Below are 26,514 nucleotides of genomic sequence, written 5' to 3'. Positions count from 1 at the left end.
AGGTTTGTTCACAAAAAAGTCGTCTTCCTAGAAAAATAAGGAAGACGACTTTTAATTAAAAGATTAAGTGTAATAAAGCGAAAAATAATGCAGCTAACGAAGCTGAAATAGGAAGTGTAATAACCCATGTAATTAACATGCGTTTTGCAGTTCCCCATTTTACACCTTTCACACGATGTGAAGCACCAACCCCTAAAATAGAAGAAGAGATAACGTGCGTTGTACTAACCGGTAAGTGAATGAATGTTGCGCCGAAAATAACAAGTGATGATGATAAATCAGCAGCTACACCATTTACAGGACGAATTTTCATAATTTGTCCACCGACAGTTTTAATAATTTTCCATCCGCCAACAGAAGTACCAAGACCCATTGCGATTGCACAACATAATTGTACCCAGAACGGGATGTCGTCAGAAGTATGATAGTTATTGGCCATAAGAGCCATCGTAATGATTCCCATTGCTTTTTGTGCATCATTCGTACCATGTGTATAAGCTTGTAATGCTGCAGTGAAAATTTGGAATAAACGGAAGTTTTTGTTTGTTTTCGTTAAATTAAAGTTTTTAAAAACCACTTTAAAAATACTGTATACGATATAACCAATAACAAAAGCGATAATCGGTGAAATGATTAAAGCTTCAAGAATTTTTATGAACCCTTTAAGATTTAACGAGCTAATACCGGCAGCAGCGATAGCTGCACCTGCGATAGAGCCGATAATTGCATGCGAAGAACTACTTGGAATACCGTAGTACCAAGTAATTAAATTCCAAGCTATTGCCGCAAGCAAAGCAGCTAAAATTACAAGAGAACCATTTTGCAAGGCAAATGGATCAACGATATCTTTTGTAATCGTTTTTGCTACACCTGTAAATGTCATCGCACCTAAAAAGTTCATAATAGCTGCCATAATAATTGCATGTCTAGGCTTTAGAGCTTTCGTTGAAACAGCCGTTGCAATAGCGTTTGCTGTATCGTGAAATCCATTGATAAAGTCAAAAGCTAAAGCGCAAATGACTACTAAAACGGTCAGTATCAAGAGTGTATCCATGATCAAACTCCTTACGCGTTCTTCATAATAATTGTTTCTAATACGTTTGCAACGCTTTGGCAGCTATCCGCTACTTCTTCAAGCTCTTCGTAAATCTCTTTGTATTGAATAATCTTAATCGGATCTTTCTCACGAGAGAATAAGTGCTTAATTGCATGACGGCGAATATCATCACATTGTGATTCGTAATCCTTAATCTTAATCGCGTTCGTACGAATGTCGACTAACTTCTTTTTAGACAGTAGTTCAACAGAATTTGCAATCTCAATCGCACATTGATTAATTGCTTCAACGAATTTAATCATGTATTCATCAGCTTCTGTAATAGAATACATTTCGAATAGACTAGCACTATGATCTAATCCGTCTAATACATCATCCATACTCATTGCAAGTTGTAGGATGTCCTCACGTTCAATTGGAGTAATAAACGCTTTGTTTAGCTCCATAATGATTTCGTGAATAAATGAGTCACCTTTTGACTCATACTCTTTCATGCGCATAGAAAACTCTTTTAAATCGCTAGCATTTTTAATTTTATACTCCACGAAAAACTGCGCGCCTTCTTTTAAATTTTCTGAAACATTCATTAACATTTCAGAAAATTTATCTTTTTTTGATTTAAATACCATTATTAGTTACCCCCACAAAAGTAATATATGTAAAATATATTGGCTAATCAATTCTAACAAAAAACTGTCGTTTTTTAAAACATTTTATCGAAAAGTTTACAAAAACTTAACATAACTCTCATTGTTGTATTAATAATATTAATAATCAATAATGAATATCTTACTTGTAGAATGTCCTTTTCTTGCAAAAAGTATGAATGTGAAAGAAAAGCTTTACACTATAGGAACGACTACGTTATTATAATAAATTTAAAAGGAGGTATATTCTTCCTTTTGAAAAGAAGAGTGTAAACAAACGAAGGAAGTGAACGAATGAAATTGAAGAACACTCACTTAAAAAAAATGCAGGAGTGGTTCAACAAGAGGAAGAAATTTCGTAATTCATTAATTGTATTAGGGAGTTTACTCGCTACTCTATTTGTTGCTATAAATATAATAATTTCCATTCAAGACATATCTGAATTAAAACAAGCTGTTCCGCAACCGACCTTAATTTATGATGCAAATAATGAAGTTGCGACTAAATTAGCTTCTTCTAAAACAGAAGGTGTTAAAAGGAAAGATATTCCTGACATTATGGTTCAGGCAATTGTTGCAGTAGAAGATAAGGAGTTTTTTAACCATCACGGTATTTACTATAGTGGAATTATAAGTGCAGTTTTTAAAAATATTACAGCAGGAGAAGTTGTAGCAGGAGGAAGTACAATTACACAACAACTTGCGAAAAATGTATTTCTGACACAAGACCGCACATACTCTCGAAAAATAAAGGAATATTTTTTAACAAAAAAAATAGAGCGTACGTATACGAAAGATGAAATTATTGAAATGTATATGAACCAAATTTATTTTGGTGAAGGTGCTTGGGGTATAAAAAGGGCAGCTAAATCTTATTTTGATAAAGATGTAAAAGATTTAACGGTTTCAGAGGCTGCAACGATTGCTGGCTTGATTAAAGCACCGTCTGCGTATTCACCATATAAAAACTTTAATAAGTCAATCGAACGACGTAATGTTGTATTAAGTTTAATGAAAGAGCAAGGATATATTTCTGACGAACAGTATAATAAAGAAAAAGAGAGCGGTCTTGTGTTAAAACGTGGTGTGGATGATAAATACAAGGGGAAATACTCTCAATATGTAGATTATATTGTTAGGGAAGCTATGGACAAGTACGAATTAACACAAAATGAAATTTTAGCAGGTGGTTATCGTATTTACACAGAGCTTGATCCGAAAAAACAACAGGCTGTAGAAGACGTTGTGAATAATGAGAGTTATTTCAAAGATAATGGCTCAGACCAGCTTATGCAAACGGGTGTAGTTCTTATGAATCCAAAAACAGGTGGTGTACCAGCTTTAGTTGGAGGTAGAGGACCGTATCAGTTTTTACAGTTTAACCATGCAACCCAATTAAAAAGACAACCTGGCTCAACGTTAAAGCCTCTAGCTGTATATGTACCAGCTTTAGAGCAAGGGTATGAAGTATACGATATATTAAAAGATGAACCATTTAATATTAAAGAATATAAACCGCAAAATAGTGATCACACTTTTCACGGTGATGTGACAATGTATGAAGCCGTGGCAAAGTCGTACAATGTTTCGGCTGTTTGGCTATTGGAACAAATTGGATTGGATAAAGGATTGAAATCTTTAGAGCGATTTAGTATTCCATTAGTGCCAGAAGATCGTACGTATCCAATTGCTTTAGGCGGGATGCATGTTGGGACCTCTCCATTTGTAATGGCTCAAGCATACAGTACATTTGCAAATGATGGTGTCCAAGTGGAAGCTCATGCGATTAGAGAGATACAAAATGCTGAAGGTGAAACAATTGGAAAGTGGTATAAGAAAGAGACACGAGTGACGAGCGAGAAAATTGCTCAAAAGATGACATATTTATTAAAAGGTGTTGTCGAAAAGGGAACGGGCGAAAAGGCGAAAGTTAATAATGTTGATACGGCTGGTAAGACAGGAACTACTCAAATTGTAAATGGACCAAGCACCGGTGCAAAGGATTCATGGTTTGTTGGATACACACCAGATTTAGTAGGTGCGATTTGGGTAGGGTTTGATAAAACAGATAGCGATCATTATGTTCCAGGGGGGAGTCAAATTACGACGACAATGTTCCGGGATATTATGAAAAAAGCGAATGCCAATCCAGCTCAAAAAGCATTCCAGTTATCGCTCATATCTGAGGCTGATTATAAAAAACAATTGAATACAATAGAAGAGGAAAAACGAAGAAAAGAAGAAGAGAAGAGAAGAAAAGAAGAGGAACAGCAAAGAAAAGAAGAGCAACAAGAGTGGATTGATAAAGTGAAAGAATGGATTCCTTCATTTTGGTAAAAGAAAGAGGCGAATAACGAAATTCGCCTCTTTTTCGTATGAGAAATTAAGTGAACTTTTAATCGGTGGGAGGAGCTGTATCTATCTCTACGAGTTGTTATCCCATATCAATTGGGATAAATAGTATTACTCGTTAAGTGTAACATTTGTACTGCCAAAGGATTGAGAATCGTATGTGACGATTATTTTTCCTTTACTAATAGGCTCGTAAAGTAATTCTTCTTCGTAATTACCATTGTTTTCATTGTGGATAGAAAGTGTGATTTCATCGATTTTTTTATTTGTATACTGATCTTTAATCGTTTCAGCAATTTGAAGTAACGCTTCGGAACTAGAAGCTTTCGTAATAAGCATTCCTTTTATAACCTTTTTTTCATTCTTTGTGGTATTGGAATAAGGGATGTTGCTTTGTTTTGTATACAAAAGTTTGTATGGAACAGTTTTTCTCTCTGCTTTTGATATAGTGGAATATTTTAGAGTTAAAAAAAATCCTACACATAAAATAATGCATACCATAAGAGAAAACCAAATGCGTATTAGTGACATAACTCTCATTTTCATCCCTCTTTCATATCTTTGACTTCACTATTTATCATACAAAATGAGGATTAAGATAGAGTAAATTTGAGGTAAAGAAACGTAAAGAAGGAGCACTTATCCTCCCAAATAAGTGCTCCTTTCTATATAAAGAGAGATTTAATGCACGGTTAAACGATACATATTATTATAAATATACTTATTGATTGAAAATTAGTAAATTAGTAAATTCGGAATACGGATAGTGTTGCAGTTGTATCGCCTGTGTTAGGAATAGAAATAGTGTTTGCTGTAGGCTGTACAGCAATCGTTGTACCAGCTTGTAAAGTAACGATTGTAGAGAAAGAAACAGCACTACCGATAACGTTAGTTGAGAAGTTACGATTAGGTGGTTGGCCATTGAATGAAATACCGAATCCGAATGGTGAAGATCCTGGGAAAGTTGTAGACGCTGAGAAACTAATATCATATACGCCTGTTTCTAAAATTGTTAAAGTATCTGAAGTATCGTTGAAAGAGATATTAGTTAATTCAAAAACTTGATTGAATTGGATGTTTGTTCCAGGGGATATAGTTTGTGGATTTGAGTTTCCGATAGCTGCGATAGTTACAGGAATTGGAGTACCCGCTGCACCTGTTGCGCCAGTAGCACCAGTAGCACCAGCCGGACCTTGAGCACCAGTAGCGCCAGCTGGACCTTGAGCACCAGTAGCACCTTGAGCGCCAGCTGGACCTTGAGCACCAGTAGCACCTTGAGCGCCAGTAGCGCCTGTTGCTCCTCCGCCTCCAAGGCAACCTGATCCGTATTGAACTAGAATAGTTTGGATCTCTGTTATAAGTCTAACTAGTTTGTCGATCGTACAACAATCTACTTTGAATAACTTAGCGATATACAATAAATAATTAAGCAGGCTTTGTAGCTCAACGTACAATGCTCCGCATGAGAAAGGTGTTGTTCTTAAAATAGTTAATAGATTAGCAATAATAGAATTTCCAATTTGTTTTTGTGCTGGAGACAAATCTAAGCAATTGAGGAATTTTTGTAGGTTATTTAGGGCAGCAATCAAGTTATCGATATTATTTTGAGAAGGGTTTTGAAAGACAGCTTGAATAGCTTGGCCAAGAGATTGAAGAAGTCTAACGAATTCTGTAAGTTCGGACTTAGAGATGTTAATATAACTACAAGCTCTGACTTCGCAACAATCATTACCATAAAATACTTTTCCTTTATTTTTATTGTTCATCTTTTCATTCCTTTCTTTCATAGAATCAATAGTCGTTACTATATATTAAAATGAAATTTATACTAAATTCGTGATGGACAAACTACCATTTCTAAAAAAATAAGAAATTGGCCCTCTTAGCAAAAATAAGTAAGATAAAGAGAAAGTTTATATAATGTAAAGACGAAAAATTCGACATAAAAAACTGCATGCTAATTGTTGTAGGTATTTAACAATTGGCATGCAGTTTGTGGGGGAGTACCTCATTTGTAGTCATTTAATCTTTCAAGGGTTGTTTTAGGTAAAATTGGAATTGAAATAGTGAAAGTTGTACCATCTTGATTACTGGTCATTTTTAATGTACCGTTATGATTTTGAATAATTTTCTTCGTTACTGACAAGCCCAGTCCTGTGCCCGAATCTTTTGTTGAGAAGAATGGATCAAAGATATACTCTTGAATGGCTGTTGGAATACCAATTCCATTATCAGTGAAAGTAATACGAACAAAATTATCTAGGCGATAACTAGTAATTTGGATAGAAAGTTTTTTTTCACCTTGAGCATCGACAGCATTCTGAAATAGGTTTAAAAAAACTTGTACAAGTTCATGACGATCAATATGGACTAATACATCATCTAATTCGGTAGAAAAATTATAATCAATTGAAATATTATGTAAAAAGACTTCACTAGCTAGTAACTGTTGAATATACTCACGTAAAAATGTATTAATAGGAAACGGTTCTCTTGTAAATTCGCGTGTTTTTGAAATAGCTAAAAATTTTGTAATAATACTATTTGCGCGGTCTAATTCAGGAATAAGTAAGTTTTCAAATAATTCTTTATTAGATGGAGAAACAGTTTCTTGTAAAAATTGTAAATAACCTCGTACGGTTGTAAGAGGATTACGTACTTCATGTGCAATCCCAGCTGCAATTCGCCCTGCTAAAGAAAATTTCTCTGCATCACGTTCTGTGTTTAAATAATGAAAGACACTAATAACTCTAAAAATCTCTCCGTTATAATCACGAATAATTCGGTTATTTAAAATGCCATAGTTTTTGTCTAAAACTTCTTCATTATATATTTCTGTTCCCGTTCTTAATGTTTCAAGAGCTTTAATTTTTTCTTCTGGCAATTGTAGTAATTGTTGAATTGGCTTTCCGATTATATCATTTCGTACTACACCAAAATCATCTGCTGCAGCTTGGTTACATAAAGTGATATTTCCTTTAGCATCAACAAAGGTTACATGATGTGAAAAAGCATCAAAAATATGAATGAAGTATGTTTCAAGTTGCTCAAATAAAAATAATGAATCGCAAGTAAGTTGAAAATCAGCCTCTTTATTCTCTTTTTTTATGTTTTGAATGGAATGAGTCGTTCTCGTTTTCTTTATTTGTAAACCAATATGTGGATTTTTGTATGTGAAATGATGTGGTAATTGATTCACAAGTTCTTCATAAAAACGTACTTTATTTTCTAATTCTTCTATTCGTTTTTCATGAGATACAATATCATCGTGTGGAAGCATAAATAAATAACCCCTCAATTTAAAAATTCTTCCATCTAGTATATCATATTTTTATACGGATACTCTTAAAGAAGGGGCTACTTAATAAAATTGATTAGCTGAAGTGTTCGGGAAGTGAGTAGAATGAATAGAAGGTGAAGTTAAAAAGGGAGGGATATATTTGCTTTTCATTGGAGTGACAGGGTGGGGAGATCATGATTCTTTATATATAGATCCCTATGAAAATAGAAATAAATTACGAACATATAGTGAGTATTTTCCTATAGTGGAAGTGGATAGTTCATTTTATGCGATGCAACCTGCACGAAACTATACAAAATGGGCAATGGAAACACCGAAAGATTTTGCTTTTATAGTAAAAGCATATCAAGGAATGACAGGACATATGAAAGGTGAAATCCCTTTTTCTACGTTTGATGAGATGTTTGATGTGTACAAACAATCTATTCTGCCTTTAATAGAAGCTGATAAATTAAAAATGATTTTATTTCAATATCCACCATGGTTTGATTGTAAAAAGAAAAATGTGGATTTTCTTCGATATACGAAAGAAAAAATGGAAGGTTTACCGTGTGCCATAGAATTTCGAAATCAAACATGGTTTTATCCCGAAATGAAAGATAAGACGATACAGTTTCTAGAACATGAGAAATGGATTCATACCATTTGTGATGAGCCGCAGGCCGGGATAGGTTCGGTACCGCTCGTATTAGAAGTAACGAATGCAGAGATGGTGTTAATACGTTTTCATGGTAGGAATGTTCATGGGTGGCTTGATAAAGGGGAAAATTGGAGAGCGGTTCGTTGCTTATATCGCTACAACAATAAAGAATTAGAAGAATGGGTAGAAAGACTAGAGCAATTAAAAAAGAAGACAAAGGACATATATGTACTATTTAACAATAATTCGGGCGGAGATGCAGCGGATAATGCGAAACAGCTTATGAAAATGATGAACATTACATATGGTGAGCCGAAGCCTGAGCAATTAAATTTGTTTGAATGATAATAAACAAGAAAGGCACTGTACAAACAGGGGGAATGTACAGTGCCTTTCTATATGAAAAAGAGGGGTAACAATGTTACTGAGCGTTTGGTTGATTCATCAATTGTTGGCTTCGTAATAAATGATAATGGTTATCATTATCATTGTCAATAGTTTTCCGAAAAATAAATAAAAAACTTTTTATGAGACATTAACGGGTAGGAAGATTCCTGATAAAAGGTTTGGCTGAAGCAAAGAAGTTTTTCGGGGGAGAATGCTAGTAAACTCCTAATAAAATATCAAAAAAAAAGAACAGCAATGAAGTGACCCCTAAAAATTAGACACGGTTATTTCATTAGGCAGCTTGATCAAAATGAGTCCGGTATTGTACCGGGCTCATTTTTAATTTTGCCTTAATCCGTTTCGTATTATAATAATCTATATATTTTTCTAATTCTATTTTAAAATGCTCAATACATTCAAATTCTTTTATATAGAGGAACTCCGACTTCATAATCCCAAAGAAATTCTCTATTACTGCGTTGTCGTAACAGTTTCCTTTTCGAGACATACTCTGTACGATAGCTCTTGATTCAAGTGTACGGACGTACTGTCTCATTTGATAATGCCATCCTTGATCCGAATGCATCAATAGCTGGTGGTTTTCAGGTAAACGTTCTAATGCTTTCTCTAACATCTCTGAAACAAGCGAATACGTCGGTCTAGAACTAATTGTATAGGTAATAATTTCACCATTATACAAATCTAATACAGGTGATACATACAGTTTTTCTCCAAACAATTTAAACTCTGTGATGTCTGTTACCCATTTTTGATTCGGTGCATCTGCATAAAAATTACGCTCTAAAATATTGGGTGCAATTTTACCGACTTTCCCCTTATAAGATTTATATTTCTTCATGCGCACAACGCACTTTAAGCCAAGCTCTTTCATAATGCGTTGCACCTTCTTGTGATTCACTTTCTGACCACGATTCGTTAATTCATCACGAATGCGACGGTAACCATAACGACCTTCATTCTCCTCATAAATCGCTTTAATCTCAGCTTTCAAATCGGCGTCTACATCTGGGCGATTCATTTTTTTTACTAAATCATAATACGTGCTTCGTGGAATACCAGCTAGCTCCACGAGTGCCTTCACCAAATATTTATGCCTTAATTCATAGACTACTTGCGCTTTATCTTGTTTTGTGATTTTTCCTTGTTTTGAACTAAGGCATTCAACTTTTTTAAGTACTCATTTTCCATTTCAAGCTGTTTAATACGTGCTTCAAGTGCTTCGGCTGACCCTTCAGCTAAAGCTTGTTTTAATTGTTTATTTGAATCTTTTTTCATGGATAAACGCCCCTTTTTCTTAGATTGAAGGGCATCAATTCCTTGTGTTTCCAGTTGTTTTTTCCAAACAGAAATCGTTGAAGGGGCAGGAATGTTAAAGATAGCTGCCGTCTCAAATAAGGACATACCGTTTCCAATCATAAAGTTTAGTACGTCTAGTTTAAATTGTTGTGTGTAATTTGTACATCGTTTTAGAAAAGCTTCCACACCATTTTGCTTATATTGGTTTACCCAATTCAAAATGATTGTGCCACTTATACCGATCGCTCTACCCATTTCTCGATAACTTTCATTTCCGTTCAAATAACGTAGAACGATTTGTATTTTTTCATCAGCTGTAAATTTAGCCATAGAAAAACTGCACCTCCAATTGTTAGACTGTGTCTAACAATTGGGGTGCAGTTCACAATTAATGCTGTTCTTTTCCAGTGACGAATTGTTGTAAATCAAAAGGAGTTATCGCTTGGATAAACTCTTTTGAGATAAGTGTTTGAACAAGAGTACTTTCAGAAATGGAAGCACCTGTTTTCTTTTCATAAGCTTGTTTTAATAAATCAAGTTTTTCAGCCGTATCTTTCGGTAATTCAATTGTTAATGTGTTCATAATTTCTCCCCCTTACTATTAGAGTACCACTACAATATAGGAGAGACAAGAAAAGAGAATGTGAAACATAAAAAAGGTTACCATTTATAAATGGTAACTTTTTTTATGTATAAGAGTTATTAAGCAATACCGATATACTTTAAAGTTTTTGATGGAGTACTATGATCAAAGAAGTGTTGTAAAAATGCGATATCAACACCTGATTTGTATGCACAATATCCCCAAGTTTTTCGAAGTGTATGTGAGCTAATCCCTTCTAATCCAACTTCTTTTGCAGCTTTGTTTAAAATGTACCATGCATGTTGTCTCGTAATAGATTTCGTTCCTTTTTGAGACTTTAATAATGGTTCATTACGTTTCCAAGTTTTACGTTCTTTCATGTAGTCTTCGATCGCGTGCTGCAAGTCTTCATTTACAGCAAACCATTTATGTTTCTTTACTTTTTCATTGTAAAATAAAATGGAATGGCGAACATTTTCATTTTCATCGATTACATCACTAACTTTTAATTGTAAGATTTCACTTACTTTTAAGCCAGAATTTACAGCTAATACGAATAATAAGCCATCACGTTTCGAAGATTGTAAAAGTATATTTTTGATAGTTTCTAATTGTTTTTCATTTTGAATAGGTTGTCCTGCTTGTTTCATTTCACGCACTCTCCTCATTTATGTGTGTAAAGGAAAGGATTAACTTGTTTCCTACTATAAAGGGAGAGTGTGAATTTCATGTGAACTCCTAGTGAAATTAAGACAAATTATTTGACTTCTTTTACTTTTTGTAAATTAAAGTAGAATACAACACTATTAGTCGTGTTATATACACCGTACTCGGCATGGTGGAGGTCTAAAATGTTTTTTACAATTGATAACCCGAGACCGGTACCTCCAGTATGACGGCTACGAGATGCATCTAAACGGTAGAAACGATCCCAAATTTTTTCAAGACTTTCTTCAGGGATAGGGTTTCCTGTGTTTTCGATTTCGACTTTTACTATATCTTCCAGTTCTATAACGGAGACGTGTATTTTTTCTCCATCTGGCGTATAGCGAATTGCATTGCTAAGTAAGTTCACAACGACTTGCTCAATACGACTACGATTCGCGTTAACGAATATAGAAGAGTCTACATCTACGTTCACTTGTAAATGCTTTTCCTCCATGCTAAATAATAACTTTGTATAGACTTGTTGAATTAATTCACCGATTGAGAATGTCGTCATATCTAGTTTGTACGTACCAGATTCTAGTTTTGCTAATTCTAACATTTCAACAATAAGTCTGTTCATGTTTTCTGTTTCTTCTAAAATAACATCTGTGTAATACGTCGTATCTTTACTAACGCCATCTTTAATTCCTTCTGCGAAACTTCTAATTACACTAAGTGGTGTTTTTAATTCGTGTGATACACCAGAAATGAATTCTTTTCGCGTTTTCTCTAATTGACGTTCACGTTCAATATCTTGTTGTAATTTTGTATTGGCAACATTTAATCGATCGATTCGGTCTTTTAAGTTTACAGATAACGTATTAATACTACCGGAAAGCCCGCCAATTTCATCGTCTGCTGTCACAGGTAATTTTTCACTAAAATCAAAATTGGCCATTTTTTTTGTAACGCGATTCATTTTAATTAATGGTTTCACAATGATTTTTGAGTAGTAGAAGGATAATAAAATAATTACGAGAAATACGATGATTAAGGCATAGACATAATAATCCTTTAAAACGAGCATCGCTTCATTAACAGGTTGTAAAGATGCTATCGCAAAAGCGTATTCTGTAATTTTTCCATTTTCCACAATAGGTTTTACAAAGATACTATTTTTTATATTCTCTCCACCATCTATTATATAAGTGTTTAATTGGTGTGAATTAGCAGTGCCATTTCTAATAATCTCTGCAAAATATTGAACGGCTTGTAATGTTTCAAAATCATTTGCAAGACGAACATCTGCTTTGGATGGAAGCTGTAACTTAGATACGATACCAGTAAACTCAATTTGAGACACAGTTTTGGATCGGCTTGTAAGTCTATTTTTAGCAGGGTTTCCATTAATGGATTGAAAATCTGAGTTGACATTTTCGTTTTGCCATCGATTATAGTTTGTTGTCAATTCTAGTGGTGTTATGGTGGAATCTTGTACAAAACCGACGACGTTTATCATCCCATCTTTTTTCAATCCTAAGTTTTCGAATTTATTATATTCTTCTGGCGTTAAAACATTATTGAGTGGAATGGAATATGCTTTATTATTTTTAGGATTAATTACATCAATGTAGAAATTATTGTCACTTTTAATAATGCCGTTCGTATTTAAAAACTGCATTTCAGCATTTGTTTTATCATGAAATTCTTGTTTTAGTTTTCGAATTTCCTCATAAGTTTTACCACTTTCTTCGTAAGTATTTACGAACTTCTCAAAAGCAGTTTGAACTGTTTTTACTTTTTTATTAATGTAAAATTTCTCTAAAAATAGCGATTGTCCTAAGAAAAAAAGGAGGAATATGATTGTAAATAATGTTGATGTTAATAAAAATAGTTTAAAGACGATACTTCTGTTTTTCACTGCGTCACCTCTTGTGAGAAATACTGTAAATGATTTCTTTATTATAACAAACGTTACAAAAAAGTAGAGGAGAAAATCTGTCTCTTCCGAAAGTAGTTTTTAGTAAAAAGTCACATAAAAAGAACTCGACAGACGTATGACGAGTTCTTTAATGTATTATTGTTGAATTGCTGCATCTAAAGCGATTTCAATCATTTCGTTAAATGTAGTTTGACGCTCTTCAGATGTTGTTTCTTCACCAGTGAAAATGTGATCGCTTACTGTTAATACAGATAACGCGTTTACACCGTATTTCGCTGCTAATGTGTAAAGAGCAGTTGTTTCCATTTCTACTGCTAGTACACCATAATCTCCAAGTTTTTTAACCATGTCCATGCTTTCACGGTAAAATACATCTGCTGTTAAAACATTACCAACACGAACGTGTAAGCCTTTTTCAGTTCCAGCATCGTAAGCTTTCTTTAAAAGGTCAAAGTTTGCAGCTGGTGCAAAATCAAAACCTGGGAATGTTAAACGGTTCATATTAGAATCTGTACAAGCTGTCATTGCAATAATAACGTCACGTACTTTTACGTCTTTTTGAATCGCACCACAAGTTCCAACGCGAATTAAATTTTTAACTCCGTAGCTTTGGATTAATTCGTTTACATAAATAGAAATAGAAGGTACACCCATACCTGTACCTTGAACAGATACGCGTTTTCCTTTATAAGTTCCAGTGAAACCTAACATACCACGCACGTTATTATAGCAAGTAACGTCCTCTAGAAATGTTTCAGCAATATATTTTGCACGTAATGGATCACCAGGTAATAGAATAGATTCAGCAATTTCGCCTTGTTTTGCTTCAATATGTACACTCATGAAAAGTCCTCCTTATAATGTATTGATAGAAATCAATATCATTTGCATTATACACTATCAATCCTTTCAATTAAAATCTTTTAATTATTTGTAATATGTGCAAAGTAGGAGGATTTCATAAATCATAATCTAGAATATATATGTAAGAAGTTTTGTATGAACAGAGACAATAAAAATGGTAGGTGATGTTTTGAAAAATCTTGTCATTGGACTTGTTGCTTTGCTATTTATTGTAGTAGGCGGATTTTACATAAAAAAGTATCAGGAAACTACAGAGACTGTAGGTGATGTTCAGGAAGTAAAATGGGATGTGTCAAATGGAAAAGGAAATGAGAAAGTAGATATTTTGTTTCAATTGCTAAATAATAAAAATAACGAAGTTCGTGGTGTGAATGATCAAATTCGGGCAGTTATTGTAGACGGACAATTAAAACATGTACAACAAATGAAACCTACATTTGCAGGGAATGGATCATATAAGGTATCTTCCAAAATAGCGAAAGATGAAAGATATACAATATTTTTATATGAAGACAAAAACAAGTCTGTGAAATCATTTGCGAAGAATGATTTTGGGAGAGAAATAGAGGAGAAAAATAAGGAAAAAGTAAAATTTCCAATTGATAGTGTGCTTACAAAAAAAATAGGGGAGTATGAAGTTTCTCTATTATTTGGTGCATTGCATCCGAATGAACCAGCGACGTTAACATTTCAATTCCAAGCGAAAAAGGGAGAGAAATTGAAATTACATTCAGAGAGAGGAGAAGTGGAAGCGCTCTATATCGTGGACGAAACGAGAGAAAACTTTTTATACGCAATACCTGTTGATACAGATGAGCAATTACAATACCGTATTACATTTCCTATAGAAGGAACGTATAAAATATGGGGAGATTTCTATATAAATGGTAAGAAATATGAAAAAGAATTTATTGTACAAGTTCAAAAAAGAAAAAACAGCTAAATGTTTAGCTGTTTTTTCTTTTTCCTATTAATTTTGTTACAGAGAGCATTGTAATTGGTAAAGAATGATTCTTTCTAAATGCTAAATATTTACCGCTCCATGCTGGTTTATATTTTTCTTTAAAATGACGTAGCCCGCTGAAGCTATACGTATAACGAACATTATTAAAGATGGCAGCAGCAACTCGTTCGGACCAAAAAGATTGTGTCGATAAACCTACATTTGAAAGTGGTGCCATACCAATATTAAAGGAGTGGTATTCATTTTCTTTTGCCCACTGGAATAGGTGGATGAAAATTGCATCCATAATGCCGCTAGGTGCATCTGGATAATAGCGCATTAAATCAACAGACAATGATCCGTCTTGATATACGGGCATAAAGGTTGTAAATGCAATGATTTTTCCATCAGCATCACATAATGTAGCGATAGGTGCTCGGCTAATATATTCACGATCAAAGTATCCGAGTGAAAAACCTTTCTCTTTTTTTCCGCCGAGCCACGCATCTGAAACTTTTCTTAACTCTTCAAATAATTCGTTTGAGAATGGTGGCTGATGAATAGAGAATGTATAGCCTTCTCGTTCGAAACGGTTGAAAGTCGCTCGCATACCGGCTCGTTTTTTTCCTGTTATTGTAAATGTGTTCAAATCAACGACAGCTTCTTCACCAAGTTTAAAGAAGTTGTAACCAAAATCATGATATAAACTCATCCATTTACTTTCTATTTGGTAGAATACACAAATGTATCCAAATCGATCAGCTTCAGCTAAAAACTCTTGTAACACAGTACGGTAGGAGGAAGGATCCCCAATTGGATCACCTAGCACAACGAGACGTTTTCCAGTTATAGAGAAGAGAAGGAGCGCTTTCCCATCACTACTGAAGAAAAATTGCTTATCTCCTAAAAATCCTAAATGACTAAGTACATTACCATCATGTTCATCTAAAAAGTTTTGCAACCTTTTATCATTAGCTGGTTGCCCAGGAAATTCATTTCGATAACGATTGGCAATGAGTGAGCCAATCAGTAAAAATGTAGGAACGAAAAAGGCAGCTGCTAATGCACTTCGTTTCACTTGCGTAATATTACGAACGACAAAATCAGGTTTAAAAGCTTCTTTTGCACCTGCAAATAAAATACCTAAGTTTTTATATAAATATAAAGTTATGAGTAAGAATATAAAAACTTTTACGATATCAGAAAGTGAGACTTCCATTTTCTCGCGTACAAATCTTTTACGAAGCATATATAATACAGCGAGTACGATTAATAAAATAAACGTCTCTTCAATATCAATCCCTTTTAGCGTATTAAAGATGGCTGCTCCGATTAAAGAAATAATCGTCATATAGTAAGAACGCTTTGTTCCATAATATATCCCTCGCGAAAGGATCAGGAGGAGAATACCAAATGTTAGTGATAAGCTAAAAGAAAATTGAATAAGATGTTTTGGAGCTAGAATATGTAAGGCGTGTGCTCTGTTTATACTTGTCGGTAGAATGGTTGATAAAATAACCATTAATCCAGCAAATACTGTTAAAGCAGCAGAGGCCCATGAACCTAGTTTTCCTAGAAAATCACGCTGCAAAGTCCATATAACACCAGTTGTTTCTAATGCAGGCGCAATAAAAGGTTTATCTTCAAACTTTTTAATGGCCACGCCTGTCATTTCAAAAGCTGCAAAAATAAGACCAAGGCAGAAAGGTAAAATGTAATAGACGAGGCGATATAATAACATAGCAGGTAGTAATACGCCTGTATCAATGCCGTATTGTCCGAGCCCAGTTAAAAAGACAAGATCAAATGAACCAAGTCCACCAGGAACAAGACTAACAACACCAGCTAAAGCAGCAATTACATACACACCTAAAAACTTTTGAAATTCGATATCGATACCAAATAATATTAGTATGACGTACATAACAATACCGGCAGATACCCACTCAACTAATGAAACTAATGAGTATAAAACAGTTGGATTTTTTTCTTCTTCTTCCCCTTCCTCTTGCCCTTCGGTTTGCTTTGGTTTTCTATTTTTTAGTTTAGAAAAGCCAATGTATATAGGGACGAAAAGGGCGAAGAAAATAAGAACAGGCCATAGCCACGGTTTTTCATGCAAAATAAAACTTGTGTCTAATATTCCAATAAGACCGAGGAAAGAAAGAATTGCGAGTCCGTTAATAAAAGCAGTTGTCATCCAGGCGATACTTTTAATAAGTTTGCCATTTTCTTTTATGTATGGACGATAAAGCATTGTGCGTACACCAGCTCCAACGAGACCACCAAACCCAATAAATCCATTTAAAGTATTAGCAATCCATGAGATACGAAAAATCTTTTGGACTGGTATATCAGCTTTTAAATAACGAAGCATAACATAGTCATAAAAGAACATTGTTGATACGGCAAATGCACCAAGTGTAATTGCTAAAAATACTCCTCCGGTTGGAATGTTTTTAATTGTATTGATTGCTTCTAAAAAAGAAATGCCTGCTAATTCTTTTTTTGCTTGAAAGAATACAATTGTTAATACAACAAATGGGAAGATAATTTTCCCGATTTGTAAGAAACGTTTCCATGAAAACGACATAAATACAACTCTCCTTGTATAAGAAAACTGAGACAATAATATTATTATGACAAACTTCAAGAAAAATAAAAAGGTAAATTCCTGTATAGGGAAGCTATTTTTTATATGGGTTATATTTAAAAGAGTATTTCGTTTATCAGAAAGTTAAGTTAAAATGAATTGAAAGAAGGAAGAGAGGGGAAGTAGATGATTATAATAGGTTATGCGGGATATGAGTTAGAGAAAGCGAAACCTAATACATCAGAAGATTTCTTTAATAGATCTGAAGTGACATATATATTAAATAATAAAGAGAGAACTTTTTCCGTTTTATACGTTCGATATTTTGAAGAAGTTTTACAAGAAATTACTCCTTTTGAAGGAAATCCAGTATGTAAAGTAGAAGAACAAGACATATATTTACGGGATATTGTAGCGATATGTTGTTTACTGAAAGAGAATGAGCATCGCATGCAAAAACGTTTATATTTAAATAATATAGAAGCATTCCAACAATATTTTGATGAGGAAACATTGGTGAAAGTACAAGAAATATTAGCTGAATTACATAAAAATAAAAGAGTAGAAATAGCGTGAAATGGCAAAGGAGAGGGAAAAAATGTCTAATCTAATGGTTGAAAATCAAACAGAACAAGTTTCTATGTTTTTAGAAGACGTTATTACTTTGATAACCAATTATGTAAATTATCATACGTTGCCTTCTTTATTAGAAGAAAAACCAGCAGGGAACGAGCAATATTATAAAGGGTTATTAGCATCAATAAGACGTCTTCTCGTTTTTTGTGAAGAAGGACATGATGCATGTTTTGTTTTGTTAAATAGCCAGCCATTTCGAAAAACAGCAGCTGAGAAAATTTTATATAAAATTTATCATCAAGTAATTGCAGAGTTTTTCTCACCAAAGAGTGATCATTGGTATGAAAATAGTCGGTCTGCCTATACAGGGAAAAACTCCATCGTTTTTCAACAAACGCCACCAGCATCTATAGAGCAAGTGATGAAGAGTTTAGAAGGAAAATTTCAATTGATGCGTGAAGAACTAGAATATTATGAGACGGATTACCAAACAAAGATGTTACACAAATATTAATTGCGAAAAAGAAGCTAAGGGGACTTAGCTTCTTTTCCTTTTGTAAAGTTATATAAGGGATTTCCTTTGAATATATTTATGGGGATAGCATTAAGGAGGTGTAACATGAGTCAGCAAGGTGTATTTACAGATTACTTTCATGAAGTAGAAAGCTGGTGTGAAAGTGTTCTTCACGTATTAGATAGCCGTGCAATGGAAGTGTATGATGTCCATATGCTTGCCTATAAAATTCAAACGTTATTAGATCGTATGAAAGAGCATGAGTATGATACAGATGCAGAGTTTATGTATGAAATAAGTGATGATGTAGAACATATTCAGCATCATTTGCAGGAAGTATTCGTGCAAGGAGAAGAGGAATATGAACTATATGAAAGAGTGGATAGTGAACGAGCTGTTCCAATTGGAGGGCATACACTTCCACCATTACCTTATCCGTATAATGCGTTAGAACCGTATATTTCTAGAGAAATTATGATGTTACACCATGATAAACATCATCGCAGTTACGTGGAAGGATTAAATAAGGCAGAGAAAATGATGGAAGAAGCGAGAAAAACAAATCAATTTGATTTAATTAAGCATTGGGAAAGAGAAGCGGCTTTTCATGGATCAGGTCATTACTTACACACGATATTTTGGAATAACATGAAAAAAGATGGTGGCGGAAGTCCAAGAGGGGCTCTTTCACAACAGATTGAACAAGATTTTGGGAGTTTTTTACGTTTTCAAAAACATTTCACAGAAGCAGCTTCTAAAGTGGAAGGATCAGGCTGGGCGCTTCTCGTTTGGGTACCACGATCTGGAAGATTAGAAATTTTGCAGAGTACACTTCATCAATTATTTACACAATGGGATACGATACCGCTCCTCGTGCTAGACGTGTGGGAACATGCGTATTATTTACAATACCAAAATCGAAAAGATGAATATATTAAAAACTGGTGGAATGTTGTAAATTGGCCTGATGTAGAAAAAAGATTTGAAAGTGCGAAACAAATTGAATGGACACCGTATTAGACGCAGGTTCTCTGCGTCTTTTTTATTAGAAGGAGAAAGAGATTTCGTTCATATTTTAAAAGGCCAAGCATACACTTGTACAAAAAGTGCCAAAAGGACGTGGGGGGAAATATGAGACGAATTTGTGTAATAATCACGCTTCTTATTATGTACGCAAGCGTTATACCAATTCCTACATATGCAAAGATGAACAGTAATGTCAGTGCTCGAAATGCTGTATTAATGGAGCAACAGTCCGGTCGTGTATTATACGGAAAAGCAGAACATGAGCCACAAAAAATTGCTAGTATAACAAAAATTATGACAGCCCTGTTAGCTGCTGAATCAGGAAAAATGAAAGAAATGGTATCGGTTAGTAATGAAGCGGTGAGAGTAGAAGGATCAGCAATTTATTTAAAGCCTGGACAGAAAGTGAAGTTAGAGGATTTAGTATACGGACTCATGCTTAGATCTGGTAATGATGCAGCACAAGTAATTGCTGAAAATGTAGGAGGAAGTATAGAAGGGTTCGTATATTTAATGAATGAAAAGGCGAAACAAATTGGAATGAAAGATACTCACTTTTCAAACCCACATGGTTTGGATGGAGATGGATCCCATTATTCATCAGCCTATGATATGGCACTTTTAACAAAGTATGCAATGGGGAACGAAACCTTTAAGAAGATTTTTGGGACAAAAACGTATAAATCAAATTCGTGGGATTATCCGTGGAAAAACAAACATAAACTCGTGACATCTTATTATGAATTTGCGACAGGAGGAAAAACGGGTTTTACGAAGAAAGCAGGACGGACACTTGTTACAACAGCATCAAAAGATGGACTAGATCTAATTGTCGTAACTTTGAGCGCTTCTAGCGATTGGGATGATCATATGAATTTATTTGATAAAGGTTTTGAACGTTTCAAGCAAACGAACGTTGTAGGACAAGGAGCTCTTGCTGAAATAACTGAAAAGAAATATGCCAATCATGTATATACAAAAAATAGTTTTGCGGTGCCATTAACTGAGCAGGAAAGAAAGAATGTCGTATTAAAAGTTGAACTTGATAAAAGTGCAAAACTTAAAGATGGAGTAAAGGTTGGGAAGACGGAAATTTATGTTGGCAATGAGAAAGTTGGAGAACGGAATTTATTTTATAGTAAACGAAAGTTAGTAGCTACAACGGGAATGTATTGGAATAATGTGAAAGAAATTTTTTCTCATATGATAGGTGTTGGGAGCGATGGTTAATCTCGTATGGGTAGCGATGGCAGTCATAGGGATTGTATATGCCATGATAAATGGAACGATGGAAGCAATAAATAAAGCCGTATTTGACGGAGCAAAAGATGCAGTAACAATTTGTATAGGACTTATTAGTGTATTAGTATTTTGGCTCGGTTTAATGAAAATTGCAGAGGAAGCAGGGTTGTTAAAAAAGTTAGTGTCACTTTTTATGCCGATAGTAAAAAGGTTGTTTCCAGAAATACCGAAAGATCATCCGTCAATGGGATTTATTTTATCGAATATGATGGCAAACTTTTTTGGGTTAGGTAATGCAGCAACCCCTCTTGGTATTAAAGCGATGGAACAATTGAAAGAGTTAAATGGAGGGAAGGATTCGGCGAGCCGTTCTATGGTGACGTTTCTCGCATTAAATACATCAGCGATTACTTTAATTCCTACTACTGTCATTTCGATTCGAATGACGTATGAATCAGCGAATCCTACTGAAATTGTTGGGGTAACATTCATTGCACAAGTACTCTCTATGATCGGAGCGATTTGGATTGACCGCTATTTTTACCGAAGAAGGAGTAGGAAGGGGCGGAAAAAATGAGTATTGTCAATACGATATCATTATGGGTAATCCCTTGTGTAATCGGTTTTATCCTTTTATATGGCACGATAAAGAAAGTGCCGACGTATGAATCGTTCGTTGAGGGGGGAAAAGAAGGGATTCAAATTGCGATCTCTATTTTACCGTTTATGGTTGGAATGCTTGTATCTATTTCGATTTTTCGGGCGTCTGGAGCGTTAGATGCAATGATATCAGTAATGAAGCCGATGTTAGATTTAATTCATGTCCCAGCAGAAATTGTTCCACTAGCACTTATACGCCCTATTTCAGGCTCTGCTGGTTTAAGTATTACGACCGATTTAATTGCCACATATGGGCCAGACTCGTTTATTGGAAGATTGGCTTCTACGATGCAAGGGAGTACAGATACGACTTTTTATATTTTAACAGTATACTTCGGAGCTGTTGGAATTAGAAAAATGGGAGATGCATTAAAAGTAGGACTTTTTGCCGATTTAATCGGGATTATTTGTTCAATTGTGTTTGTTTCTTTAATGTTTAAGTAAGGCGGCTATTCATTTTTTATGCTATTTCGCTTATAATACGTATACGACCACTATTAAGGTGTTGCTTAATAGTGGTTTTTTTATGCGGTATTTTTGACAAAATGATGAACTTTTATTGTGAGCAATATGAAGAATATGGACAATAATAAAAGGTAAAAACATGATTTGCCCTTTATATGTTTATTATCATCGCTATGTTGTTTAAGTAAGATGAAGCGAATAGCCGTCAAGCGTATGCGGTTGCCAAGTCTTTCTAATGTAAGGTAAGATAAATTCGAGGTGAAAAAAAGAAATGGAACGATTACAAAAAGTGATTGCGCAAGCAGGTATTGCATCGAGAAGAAAGGCTGAGGAATTAATTCAGCAAGGAAAAGTAAAAGTGAATGGAAAAATAGTGAAGGAGTTAGGAACGAAAGTAACTCCTCAAGATAAAGTAGAAGTAAATAACATCCCTCTTGAAAAAGAAGAACCTGTTTATTTTTTACTATATAAACCAACTGGCGTAATTTCAAGTGTATCAGATGATAAAGGAAGAAGTGTTGTAACAGACTTTTTCCCTGAAATTAGACAACGTTTATTCCCAATCGGACGCTTAGATTATGATACGTCTGGCGTATTATTGATGACAAATGATGGGGAATTTGCAAATGTATTAATGCATCCAAGATATAAAGTTGAAAAAACGTATGTTGCAAAAATTAAAGGGCCATTAACAGGTGAGAAAATTCGCATGTTAGAACGAGGTGTTGCATTAGAAGATGGGAAAACAGCACCAGCACAAGTGAAAATTATTTCTTGGGACAAGCGTAAAGAGACTGCGATTGTACAATTAACGATTCATGAAGGACGTAATCGTCAAGTACGCCGCATGTTTGAAGCGCTAGATTGTAAAGTAGTGAAACTAAAGCGTGAACGCTACGCCTTTTTAGAAGTGGGTAGCTTGCGCCCTGGTGATGCGAGAGAATTGTCACCACATGAGGTGAAACAATTACGTGCATTGGCTTCTACAAAGCCGCGCTAATCGATAGTGTGAAACTTTCACCAGTGGAATGCTCCGCTGGTGATTTATTAAAAAATACATATATTTATCACTCGTCGAAGAGAGGGGAGACAATATGAAAAAAAATCGCTTATTATTTCGCGTTATGATTCTACTCATTTTATGCGGTGCTGTAGGATTTACACTTTATCAAGGATATTTCACTAAAGAAGAGAAAATGCAAATCGGAAAAGAAGCACCTAATTTTGTTGTAACAGATTTAGAAGGAAAGAAAATTGAATTAAAAGATTTAAAGGGAAAAGGTGTATTTTTAAACTTTTGGGGCACTTGGTGTAAACCGTGTGAAAAAGAAATGCCTTATATGAACGAATTATATCCAAAGTATAAAGAAAAAGGCGTTGAAATTATTGCGTTAGATGCAGATGAAACGGATATTGCTGTTAAGAATTTTGTGAAACAATACGATCTTAAGTTCCCAGTCGCAATTGATAAAGGTGGAGAAATTATAAAAACGTATGGAGTAATACCGTTACCAACAAGCTTCTTGATTGATAAGGATGGTAAGGTGATTCAAGAGATTAAAGGTGAACAAACGATAGAACAATTGGAAGAGTATTTAAAGAAAATTACTCCGTAATAAAGAAAGCCTTTACATACGAGGCGCTTACCTATAGCGTCTTCGATTTAAAAATTCTGAGTATTGCGGTAACTCGAGGGTAGAATATACAATAGTACATATAGATATAGGGGCGGTGAGAGTGTTGAAAGAAATTAAGTGTGAATGTGGACACGTTAATCCGATAGGAACTGTTTTTTGTGAAGCATGTGGGAAACCATTTGAAAGCAATGAAAATATAAAACTATTGGATATGCGCTATGAGGGGAGTGCTCGGAGATCTCTCACGCAAACAAAAACGATAGTCGATAAAATTTGGAGCTTTTTCTCTTCTGTAAAAGTGGGTGTATGGCTCATTGTAATCACTTTAGCTGCATCAGCGATAGGAACTATTTTTCCACAAGAAATGTACATAACTCCAGGAATTGCACCAGCTGAATATTATAAGCAAGAATACGGATTTTTAGGGCAATTATACTATCAATTAGGATTTAATAATTTATACGGTTCATGGTGGTATATGATTTTAATTGCTTCAATTGGTATTTCACTTGTGATATGTAGCTTAGACCGTGTCATTCCACTTTATAAAGCTTTAAAGAAGCAAGGGGTGAAAAGACACCCTAGCTTTTTAAAGAGACAAAGATTATACGGCACTGGTACACCGCAAGATGGTGATTTGGAAAGAGTCCAAATAAATTTAAAGAAAACGAACTATAATGTGAAAGTGGAAGACGGTAACATTTTAGCTGAAAAGGGACGGTTTTCACGCTGGGGTCCATATGTGAATCATATCGGTCTCATTATCTTTTTATTCGGTGCAATGCTCCGTTTTTTACCGAGTATGTACGTAGACGAAGCCCTTTGGTTACGTGATGGTGAAACGAAAGAAATACCAGGAACGGATGGGCAATACTACTTAAAAAATGAGAAGTTTATAAAGGAAGTTTATGATAAAAGTAAGGACAAGGAAGTTTTTGATGAAGCAATTGACCGTGTAGGTGATAAAATGATTGCGAAAAACTTCCAAACGAATGCCGTATTATATAAAGCGGTAGGTGAAAAGATAGCTGGACAAAAACCAAAATTGGAAAAAGTAAAAGAAGTTGAAATTCGAGTAAATGAACCGCTGAAATTTGATCAATTTGCTGTTTATCAATTGAGTTATAGAGAAAATGAATTTAAAAGTATGTCCTTCCGTTTGCAAAATAAAGAAAATAATCAAAAGTGGGGACCGATTAAAGTTGATTTAACAAACCCTGCAGAAAAATATGATTTAGGAAATGGTTATTCTTTAGAACTATTAAGCTATTTCCCTGATTTTTATTTTGATGAGAATGGAAGACCAAATACAAAAACAAAATTACCAAACAACCCTGCATTTGTATTTAAAATGTTTACGCCTGAAACACCAGATGGTGAAGTGAGTTTTGTTGGTATTCAGCAAAATATAGAACCTGATGGAAATAATAAATATAAAATGTCGTTTGCAGGCGTGGAAATGCAAAATGCAACAGCACTTACTGTAAGGAAAGATTTAACGCTTTGGATTCTCGGTATTGGAGGATTTATATTTATGGTTGGTGTCATTCAAGGAATGTATTGGAATCATCGCCGTATTTGGATACAACGCGTTAATGATGAATGGTGGATTGCAGGACATACGAATAAAAACTGGTTCGGTTTAAAGAAAGATATTGAAAGAGTACTAGAAGGTACAGCAATTCCGCAACCAAATGATAAAGTAGTCGATAAAAAAATTAGTTAAGGTGGGGAAACGATATGGTGCAAATAAGTAGTAACTTTCTCTTTACCGCATTTATTTTATATTTAATTGCCACTCTATTTTTTGGGGGAGCAATTAAAGAAAAGGGTCATAAATGGGCAAATGTAGGAATAACGATTACAATTTTAGGGTTTATTGCACAAACAGTTTATTTTGTAACAAGGTGGATCGCATCAGGTCATGCGCCAGTTAGTAACTTTTTTGAATTTGGTACGTTTTTCGGCATGATGCTTGTCGGAGCATTTATTGTCATGTACTTTATGTACCGCGTAAGTATAATCGGACTATTTGCATTACCGGTTGCGCTTTTATTAATTGCTTATGCAAGTATGTTTCCGAGGGAAATATCTCCGCTTATTCCTTCTTTAAAAAGTAATTGGTTGCATATTCACGTGACGACTGCAGCAGCAGGACAAGCAATTTTAGCAATTAGTTTTATTACGGGCGTTATGTATTTATTGAAGAATGTAGATCAATCAACGAGAAGCAAACGTACATTTTGGTTAGAAACGGTAGTGTTCACACTTGTTTGTACAGTTGGGTTTATTGGAGTGACAACGGTATTTTCTAGTATGAAATATGAAGCGAAGTTTCAATGGGTTGATAAAAATGAACAACAAGTGGAAATGAAGTACAATCTTCCGGCTTTAGTGGGACCGCACGAAGGAAAGTTATTGACAGAAAATAAATTAGAGCCGACAGTTGAAGTTCCGGCGATTGTAAATGCGAAAAAATTAAATACAGTAATTTGGTCTGTGTTAGTTGGGACATTACTTTATATTGTATTAAGACTTGTTTTACGCAAACGAGTATCGGCAGCACTTCAGCCGTTAGTAAAGAATACAAATAGTGATTTACTGGATGAAATGGGATATCGTTCTATTGCAATTGGATTCCCGGTTTTCACATTAGGTGCATTAATTTTTGCCATGATTTGGGCTCAAATAGCGTGGACACGTTTTTGGGGTTGGGATCCAAAAGAGGTTTGGGCGCTTATTACTTGGCTCTTTTATGCGGCGGTATTACATTTACGCTTATCAAAAGGGTGGCACGGAGAGAAGTCAGCGTGGTTAGCGGTAATTGGTTTTGCAATCATTATGTTTAACTTTATTGTAGTAAACTTAATTATCGCGGGTTTACATTCATACGCATAGAGAAATAAAATAGGAGAGTGAATGTCACTTTCCTATTTTATTTTTGTCAATTTTTCTTCTTTTTTGAGAAAAACATGACAAAGTAGCGGTTGATTTTGTAAAATGATGTCGAGGACATTATATCCTGTTCAAAAAAAATACATAGTTTTGGAAAAAAATTGAACAAACTTTATTATTCTTGTGAAGCATAATATGGGAAGTGAAACATTTAGAAGATTGCTT

Annotated in this window: 24 protein-coding genes; 13 read left to right on the top strand and 11 right to left on the bottom strand. The window is 34.6% G+C overall.

Annotated features, from left to right (window positions below; genetic code table 11):
* Positions 1 to 55: 55 nt before the first annotated feature.
* Both ACUN0F_RS26275 and ACUN0F_RS26270 read right to left on the bottom strand, forming a co-directional pair.
* Positions 56 to 1,054 carry an inorganic phosphate transporter gene (locus ACUN0F_RS26275; RefSeq protein WP_000380278.1) on the bottom strand — a complete coding sequence of 333 codons (999 nt, stop codon included), beginning with the start codon at positions 1,052 to 1,054 and terminating at the stop codon, positions 56 to 58.
* A gap of 11 nt (positions 1,055 to 1,065) precedes the next feature.
* Entirely contained in the window at positions 1,066 to 1,686 is a 621-nt protein-coding gene (locus ACUN0F_RS26270) for a DUF47 domain-containing protein (protein WP_264461876.1), read from the bottom strand.
* 312 nt (positions 1,687 to 1,998) lie between these two features.
* Between ACUN0F_RS26270 and ACUN0F_RS26265 the strand changes: the two genes are divergently transcribed.
* Positions 1,999 to 4,041: a transglycosylase domain-containing protein gene (locus tag ACUN0F_RS26265; protein WP_000769264.1), complete on the top strand. Its 2,043-nt coding sequence runs from the start codon at positions 1,999 to 2,001 to the stop codon at positions 4,039 to 4,041.
* A gap of 126 nt (positions 4,042 to 4,167) precedes the next feature.
* Here the strand turns inward: ACUN0F_RS26265 and ACUN0F_RS26260 are convergent, their stop codons facing one another.
* The 3 genes from ACUN0F_RS26260 to ACUN0F_RS26250 all read right to left on the bottom strand — a co-directional run bounded on the left by ACUN0F_RS26260 (position 4,168) and on the right by ACUN0F_RS26250 (position 7,336).
* Complete coding sequence (locus ACUN0F_RS26260; RefSeq protein ID WP_001265573.1) at positions 4,168 to 4,596, bottom strand: hypothetical protein; 429 nt, start codon at positions 4,594 to 4,596, stop codon at positions 4,168 to 4,170.
* A 203-nt stretch (positions 4,597 to 4,799) separates the two neighbouring features.
* A complete protein-coding gene (locus ACUN0F_RS26255; RefSeq protein WP_445540424.1) occupies positions 4,800 to 5,822 on the bottom strand; it encodes a Gly-Xaa-Xaa repeat protein in 1,023 nt (340 codons plus the stop codon).
* Positions 5,823 to 6,064: 242 nt separating this feature from the next.
* A complete protein-coding gene (locus ACUN0F_RS26250; protein WP_445540423.1) occupies positions 6,065 to 7,336 on the bottom strand; it encodes an ATP-binding protein in 1,272 nt (423 codons plus the stop codon).
* A 160-nt stretch (positions 7,337 to 7,496) separates the two neighbouring features.
* Between ACUN0F_RS26250 and ACUN0F_RS26245 the strand changes: the two genes are divergently transcribed.
* Positions 7,497 to 8,342, top strand: coding sequence for a DUF72 domain-containing protein (locus ACUN0F_RS26245; RefSeq protein ID WP_000897337.1), 846 nt, complete (start codon positions 7,497 to 7,499; stop codon positions 8,340 to 8,342).
* A 334-nt stretch (positions 8,343 to 8,676) separates the two neighbouring features.
* Here ACUN0F_RS26245 and ACUN0F_RS26240 read toward each other — a convergent pair.
* From ACUN0F_RS26240 to deoD, 5 genes are all read right to left on the bottom strand, one after another.
* A protein-coding gene (locus ACUN0F_RS26240; protein ID WP_445540422.1) for an IS3 family transposase occupies positions 8,677 to 10,031 on the bottom strand; the annotation gives its coding sequence in 2 pieces (ribosomal slippage) (positions 8,677 to 9,578 and positions 9,578 to 10,031; 1,356 coding nt in all).
* Positions 10,032 to 10,089: 58 nt separating this feature from the next.
* Positions 10,090 to 10,284 carry a DUF3924 domain-containing protein gene (locus ACUN0F_RS26235; RefSeq protein WP_001094854.1) on the bottom strand — a complete coding sequence of 65 codons (195 nt, stop codon included), beginning with the start codon at positions 10,282 to 10,284 and terminating at the stop codon, positions 10,090 to 10,092.
* A 119-nt stretch (positions 10,285 to 10,403) separates the two neighbouring features.
* Complete coding sequence (locus ACUN0F_RS26230; protein WP_000806236.1) at positions 10,404 to 10,934, bottom strand: tyrosine-type recombinase/integrase; 531 nt, start codon at positions 10,932 to 10,934, stop codon at positions 10,404 to 10,406.
* Between the two features lie 107 nt (positions 10,935 to 11,041).
* Positions 11,042 to 12,853, bottom strand: coding sequence for a sensor histidine kinase (locus ACUN0F_RS26225; RefSeq protein ID WP_264462439.1), 1,812 nt, complete (start codon positions 12,851 to 12,853; stop codon positions 11,042 to 11,044).
* A gap of 156 nt (positions 12,854 to 13,009) precedes the next feature.
* Positions 13,010 to 13,717 (bottom strand): purine-nucleoside phosphorylase, encoded by a 708-nt coding sequence (gene deoD, locus ACUN0F_RS26220; protein ID WP_000110707.1) that lies wholly within the window; start codon positions 13,715 to 13,717, stop codon positions 13,010 to 13,012.
* A gap of 175 nt (positions 13,718 to 13,892) precedes the next feature.
* On the opposite strand from deoD, the gene ACUN0F_RS26215 reads away from it, so the two are divergent.
* Complete coding sequence (locus tag ACUN0F_RS26215) at positions 13,893 to 14,681, top strand: hypothetical protein (protein WP_046955234.1); 789 nt, start codon at positions 13,893 to 13,895, stop codon at positions 14,679 to 14,681.
* Positions 14,682 to 14,685: 4 nt separating this feature from the next.
* Here ACUN0F_RS26215 and mprF read toward each other — a convergent pair whose 3' ends face one another.
* On the bottom strand, positions 14,686 to 17,274 hold the full coding sequence (mprF, locus tag ACUN0F_RS26210) for a bifunctional lysylphosphatidylglycerol flippase/synthetase MprF (protein ID WP_445540421.1): 2,589 nt from the start codon (positions 17,272 to 17,274) through the stop codon (positions 14,686 to 14,688).
* 186 nt (positions 17,275 to 17,460) lie between these two features.
* Between mprF and ACUN0F_RS26205 the strand changes: the two genes are divergently transcribed.
* The 10 genes from ACUN0F_RS26205 (at position 17,461) to resC (ending at position 26,292) form a co-directional block, all read left to right on the top strand.
* Complete coding sequence (locus ACUN0F_RS26205; protein WP_000583790.1) at positions 17,461 to 17,850, top strand: hypothetical protein; 390 nt, start codon at positions 17,461 to 17,463, stop codon at positions 17,848 to 17,850.
* 22 nt (positions 17,851 to 17,872) lie between these two features.
* Positions 17,873 to 18,364, top strand: a complete 492-nt coding sequence (locus ACUN0F_RS26200; RefSeq protein WP_000067570.1) for a YpuI family protein — start codon at positions 17,873 to 17,875, stop codon at positions 18,362 to 18,364.
* A 105-nt stretch (positions 18,365 to 18,469) separates the two neighbouring features.
* The gene (locus tag ACUN0F_RS26195) at positions 18,470 to 19,384 is read left to right on the top strand and encodes a superoxide dismutase (protein ID WP_264462441.1); all 915 of its coding nucleotides are present in this window, start codon (positions 18,470 to 18,472) and stop codon (positions 19,382 to 19,384) included.
* Positions 19,385 to 19,495: 111 nt separating this feature from the next.
* Positions 19,496 to 20,620 carry a D-alanyl-D-alanine carboxypeptidase DacB gene (gene dacB, locus ACUN0F_RS26190; protein WP_445540420.1) on the top strand — a complete coding sequence of 375 codons (1,125 nt, stop codon included), beginning with the start codon at positions 19,496 to 19,498 and terminating at the stop codon, positions 20,618 to 20,620.
* Positions 20,613 to 21,209 (top strand): spore maturation protein SpmA, encoded by a 597-nt coding sequence (gene spmA, locus ACUN0F_RS26185; protein WP_000247806.1) that lies wholly within the window; start codon positions 20,613 to 20,615, stop codon positions 21,207 to 21,209. The genes dacB and spmA overlap by 8 nt, the downstream gene beginning before the upstream one ends.
* Complete coding sequence (gene spmB, locus ACUN0F_RS26180; RefSeq protein WP_000029511.1) at positions 21,206 to 21,736, top strand: spore maturation protein SpmB; 531 nt, start codon at positions 21,206 to 21,208, stop codon at positions 21,734 to 21,736. Before spmA ends, spmB begins: the two co-directional genes overlap by 4 nt.
* A 292-nt stretch (positions 21,737 to 22,028) precedes the next feature.
* Positions 22,029 to 22,757, top strand: coding sequence for a 23S rRNA pseudouridine(2605) synthase RluB (gene rluB, locus ACUN0F_RS26175; RefSeq protein WP_000440552.1), 729 nt, complete (start codon positions 22,029 to 22,031; stop codon positions 22,755 to 22,757).
* Between the two features lie 94 nt (positions 22,758 to 22,851).
* Positions 22,852 to 23,373 carry a thiol-disulfide oxidoreductase ResA gene (resA, locus tag ACUN0F_RS26170; protein ID WP_000742211.1) on the top strand — a complete coding sequence of 174 codons (522 nt, stop codon included), beginning with the start codon at positions 22,852 to 22,854 and terminating at the stop codon, positions 23,371 to 23,373.
* A 121-nt stretch (positions 23,374 to 23,494) separates the two neighbouring features.
* The gene (gene resB, locus ACUN0F_RS26165) at positions 23,495 to 25,120 is read left to right on the top strand and encodes a cytochrome c biogenesis protein ResB (protein WP_445540419.1); all 1,626 of its coding nucleotides are present in this window, start codon (positions 23,495 to 23,497) and stop codon (positions 25,118 to 25,120) included.
* Positions 25,121 to 25,134: 14 nt separating this feature from the next.
* Positions 25,135 to 26,292, top strand: coding sequence for a cytochrome c biogenesis protein ResC (gene resC / locus ACUN0F_RS26160; RefSeq protein WP_264462443.1), 1,158 nt, complete (start codon positions 25,135 to 25,137; stop codon positions 26,290 to 26,292).
* Positions 26,293 to 26,514 lie beyond the last annotated feature (222 nt).

The sequence above is a fragment of the Bacillus sp. 1A genome (assembly GCF_052682215.1).
Note: the sequence above shows the minus strand (reverse complement) of the source record. Positions and strands in the feature narration are given on the sequence as shown.

Bases quoted from the DNA above. Each gene is read 5' to 3' on its own strand.
- ACUN0F_RS26275 (WP_000380278.1), bottom strand. From the start codon at position 1,054: ATGGATACACTCTTGATACTGACCGTTTTAGTAGTCATTTGCGCTTTA.
- ACUN0F_RS26270 (WP_264461876.1), bottom strand. From the start codon at position 1,686: ATGGTATTTAAATCAAAAAAAGATAAATTTTCTGAAATGTTAATGAAT.
- ACUN0F_RS26265 (WP_000769264.1), top strand. From the start codon at position 1,999: ATGAAATTGAAGAACACTCACTTAAAAAAAATGCAGGAGTGGTTCAAC.
- ACUN0F_RS26260 (WP_001265573.1), bottom strand. From the start codon at position 4,596: ATGAGAGTTATGTCACTAATACGCATTTGGTTTTCTCTTATGGTATGC.
- ACUN0F_RS26255 (WP_445540424.1), bottom strand. From the start codon at position 5,822: ATGAACAATAAAAATAAAGGAAAAGTATTTTATGGTAATGATTGTTGC.
- ACUN0F_RS26250 (WP_445540423.1), bottom strand. From the start codon at position 7,336: ATGCTTCCACACGATGATATTGTATCTCATGAAAAACGAATAGAAGAA.
- ACUN0F_RS26235 (WP_001094854.1), bottom strand. From the start codon at position 10,284: ATGAACACATTAACAATTGAATTACCGAAAGATACGGCTGAAAAACTT.
- ACUN0F_RS26230 (WP_000806236.1), bottom strand. From the start codon at position 10,934: ATGAAACAAGCAGGACAACCTATTCAAAATGAAAAACAATTAGAAACT.
- deoD (WP_000110707.1), bottom strand. From the start codon at position 13,717: ATGAGTGTACATATTGAAGCAAAACAAGGCGAAATTGCTGAATCTATT.
- ACUN0F_RS26215 (WP_046955234.1), top strand. From the start codon at position 13,893: ATGGTAGGTGATGTTTTGAAAAATCTTGTCATTGGACTTGTTGCTTTG.
- mprF (WP_445540421.1), bottom strand. From the start codon at position 17,274: ATGTCGTTTTCATGGAAACGTTTCTTACAAATCGGGAAAATTATCTTC.
- ACUN0F_RS26205 (WP_000583790.1), top strand. From the start codon at position 17,461: ATGATTATAATAGGTTATGCGGGATATGAGTTAGAGAAAGCGAAACCT.
- ACUN0F_RS26200 (WP_000067570.1), top strand. From the start codon at position 17,873: ATGTCTAATCTAATGGTTGAAAATCAAACAGAACAAGTTTCTATGTTT.
- ACUN0F_RS26195 (WP_264462441.1), top strand. From the start codon at position 18,470: ATGAGTCAGCAAGGTGTATTTACAGATTACTTTCATGAAGTAGAAAGC.
- dacB (WP_445540420.1), top strand. From the start codon at position 19,496: ATGAGACGAATTTGTGTAATAATCACGCTTCTTATTATGTACGCAAGC.
- spmA (WP_000247806.1), top strand. From the start codon at position 20,613: ATGGTTAATCTCGTATGGGTAGCGATGGCAGTCATAGGGATTGTATAT.
- spmB (WP_000029511.1), top strand. From the start codon at position 21,206: ATGAGTATTGTCAATACGATATCATTATGGGTAATCCCTTGTGTAATC.
- rluB (WP_000440552.1), top strand. From the start codon at position 22,029: ATGGAACGATTACAAAAAGTGATTGCGCAAGCAGGTATTGCATCGAGA.
- resA (WP_000742211.1), top strand. From the start codon at position 22,852: ATGAAAAAAAATCGCTTATTATTTCGCGTTATGATTCTACTCATTTTA.
- resC (WP_264462443.1), top strand. From the start codon at position 25,135: ATGGTGCAAATAAGTAGTAACTTTCTCTTTACCGCATTTATTTTATAT.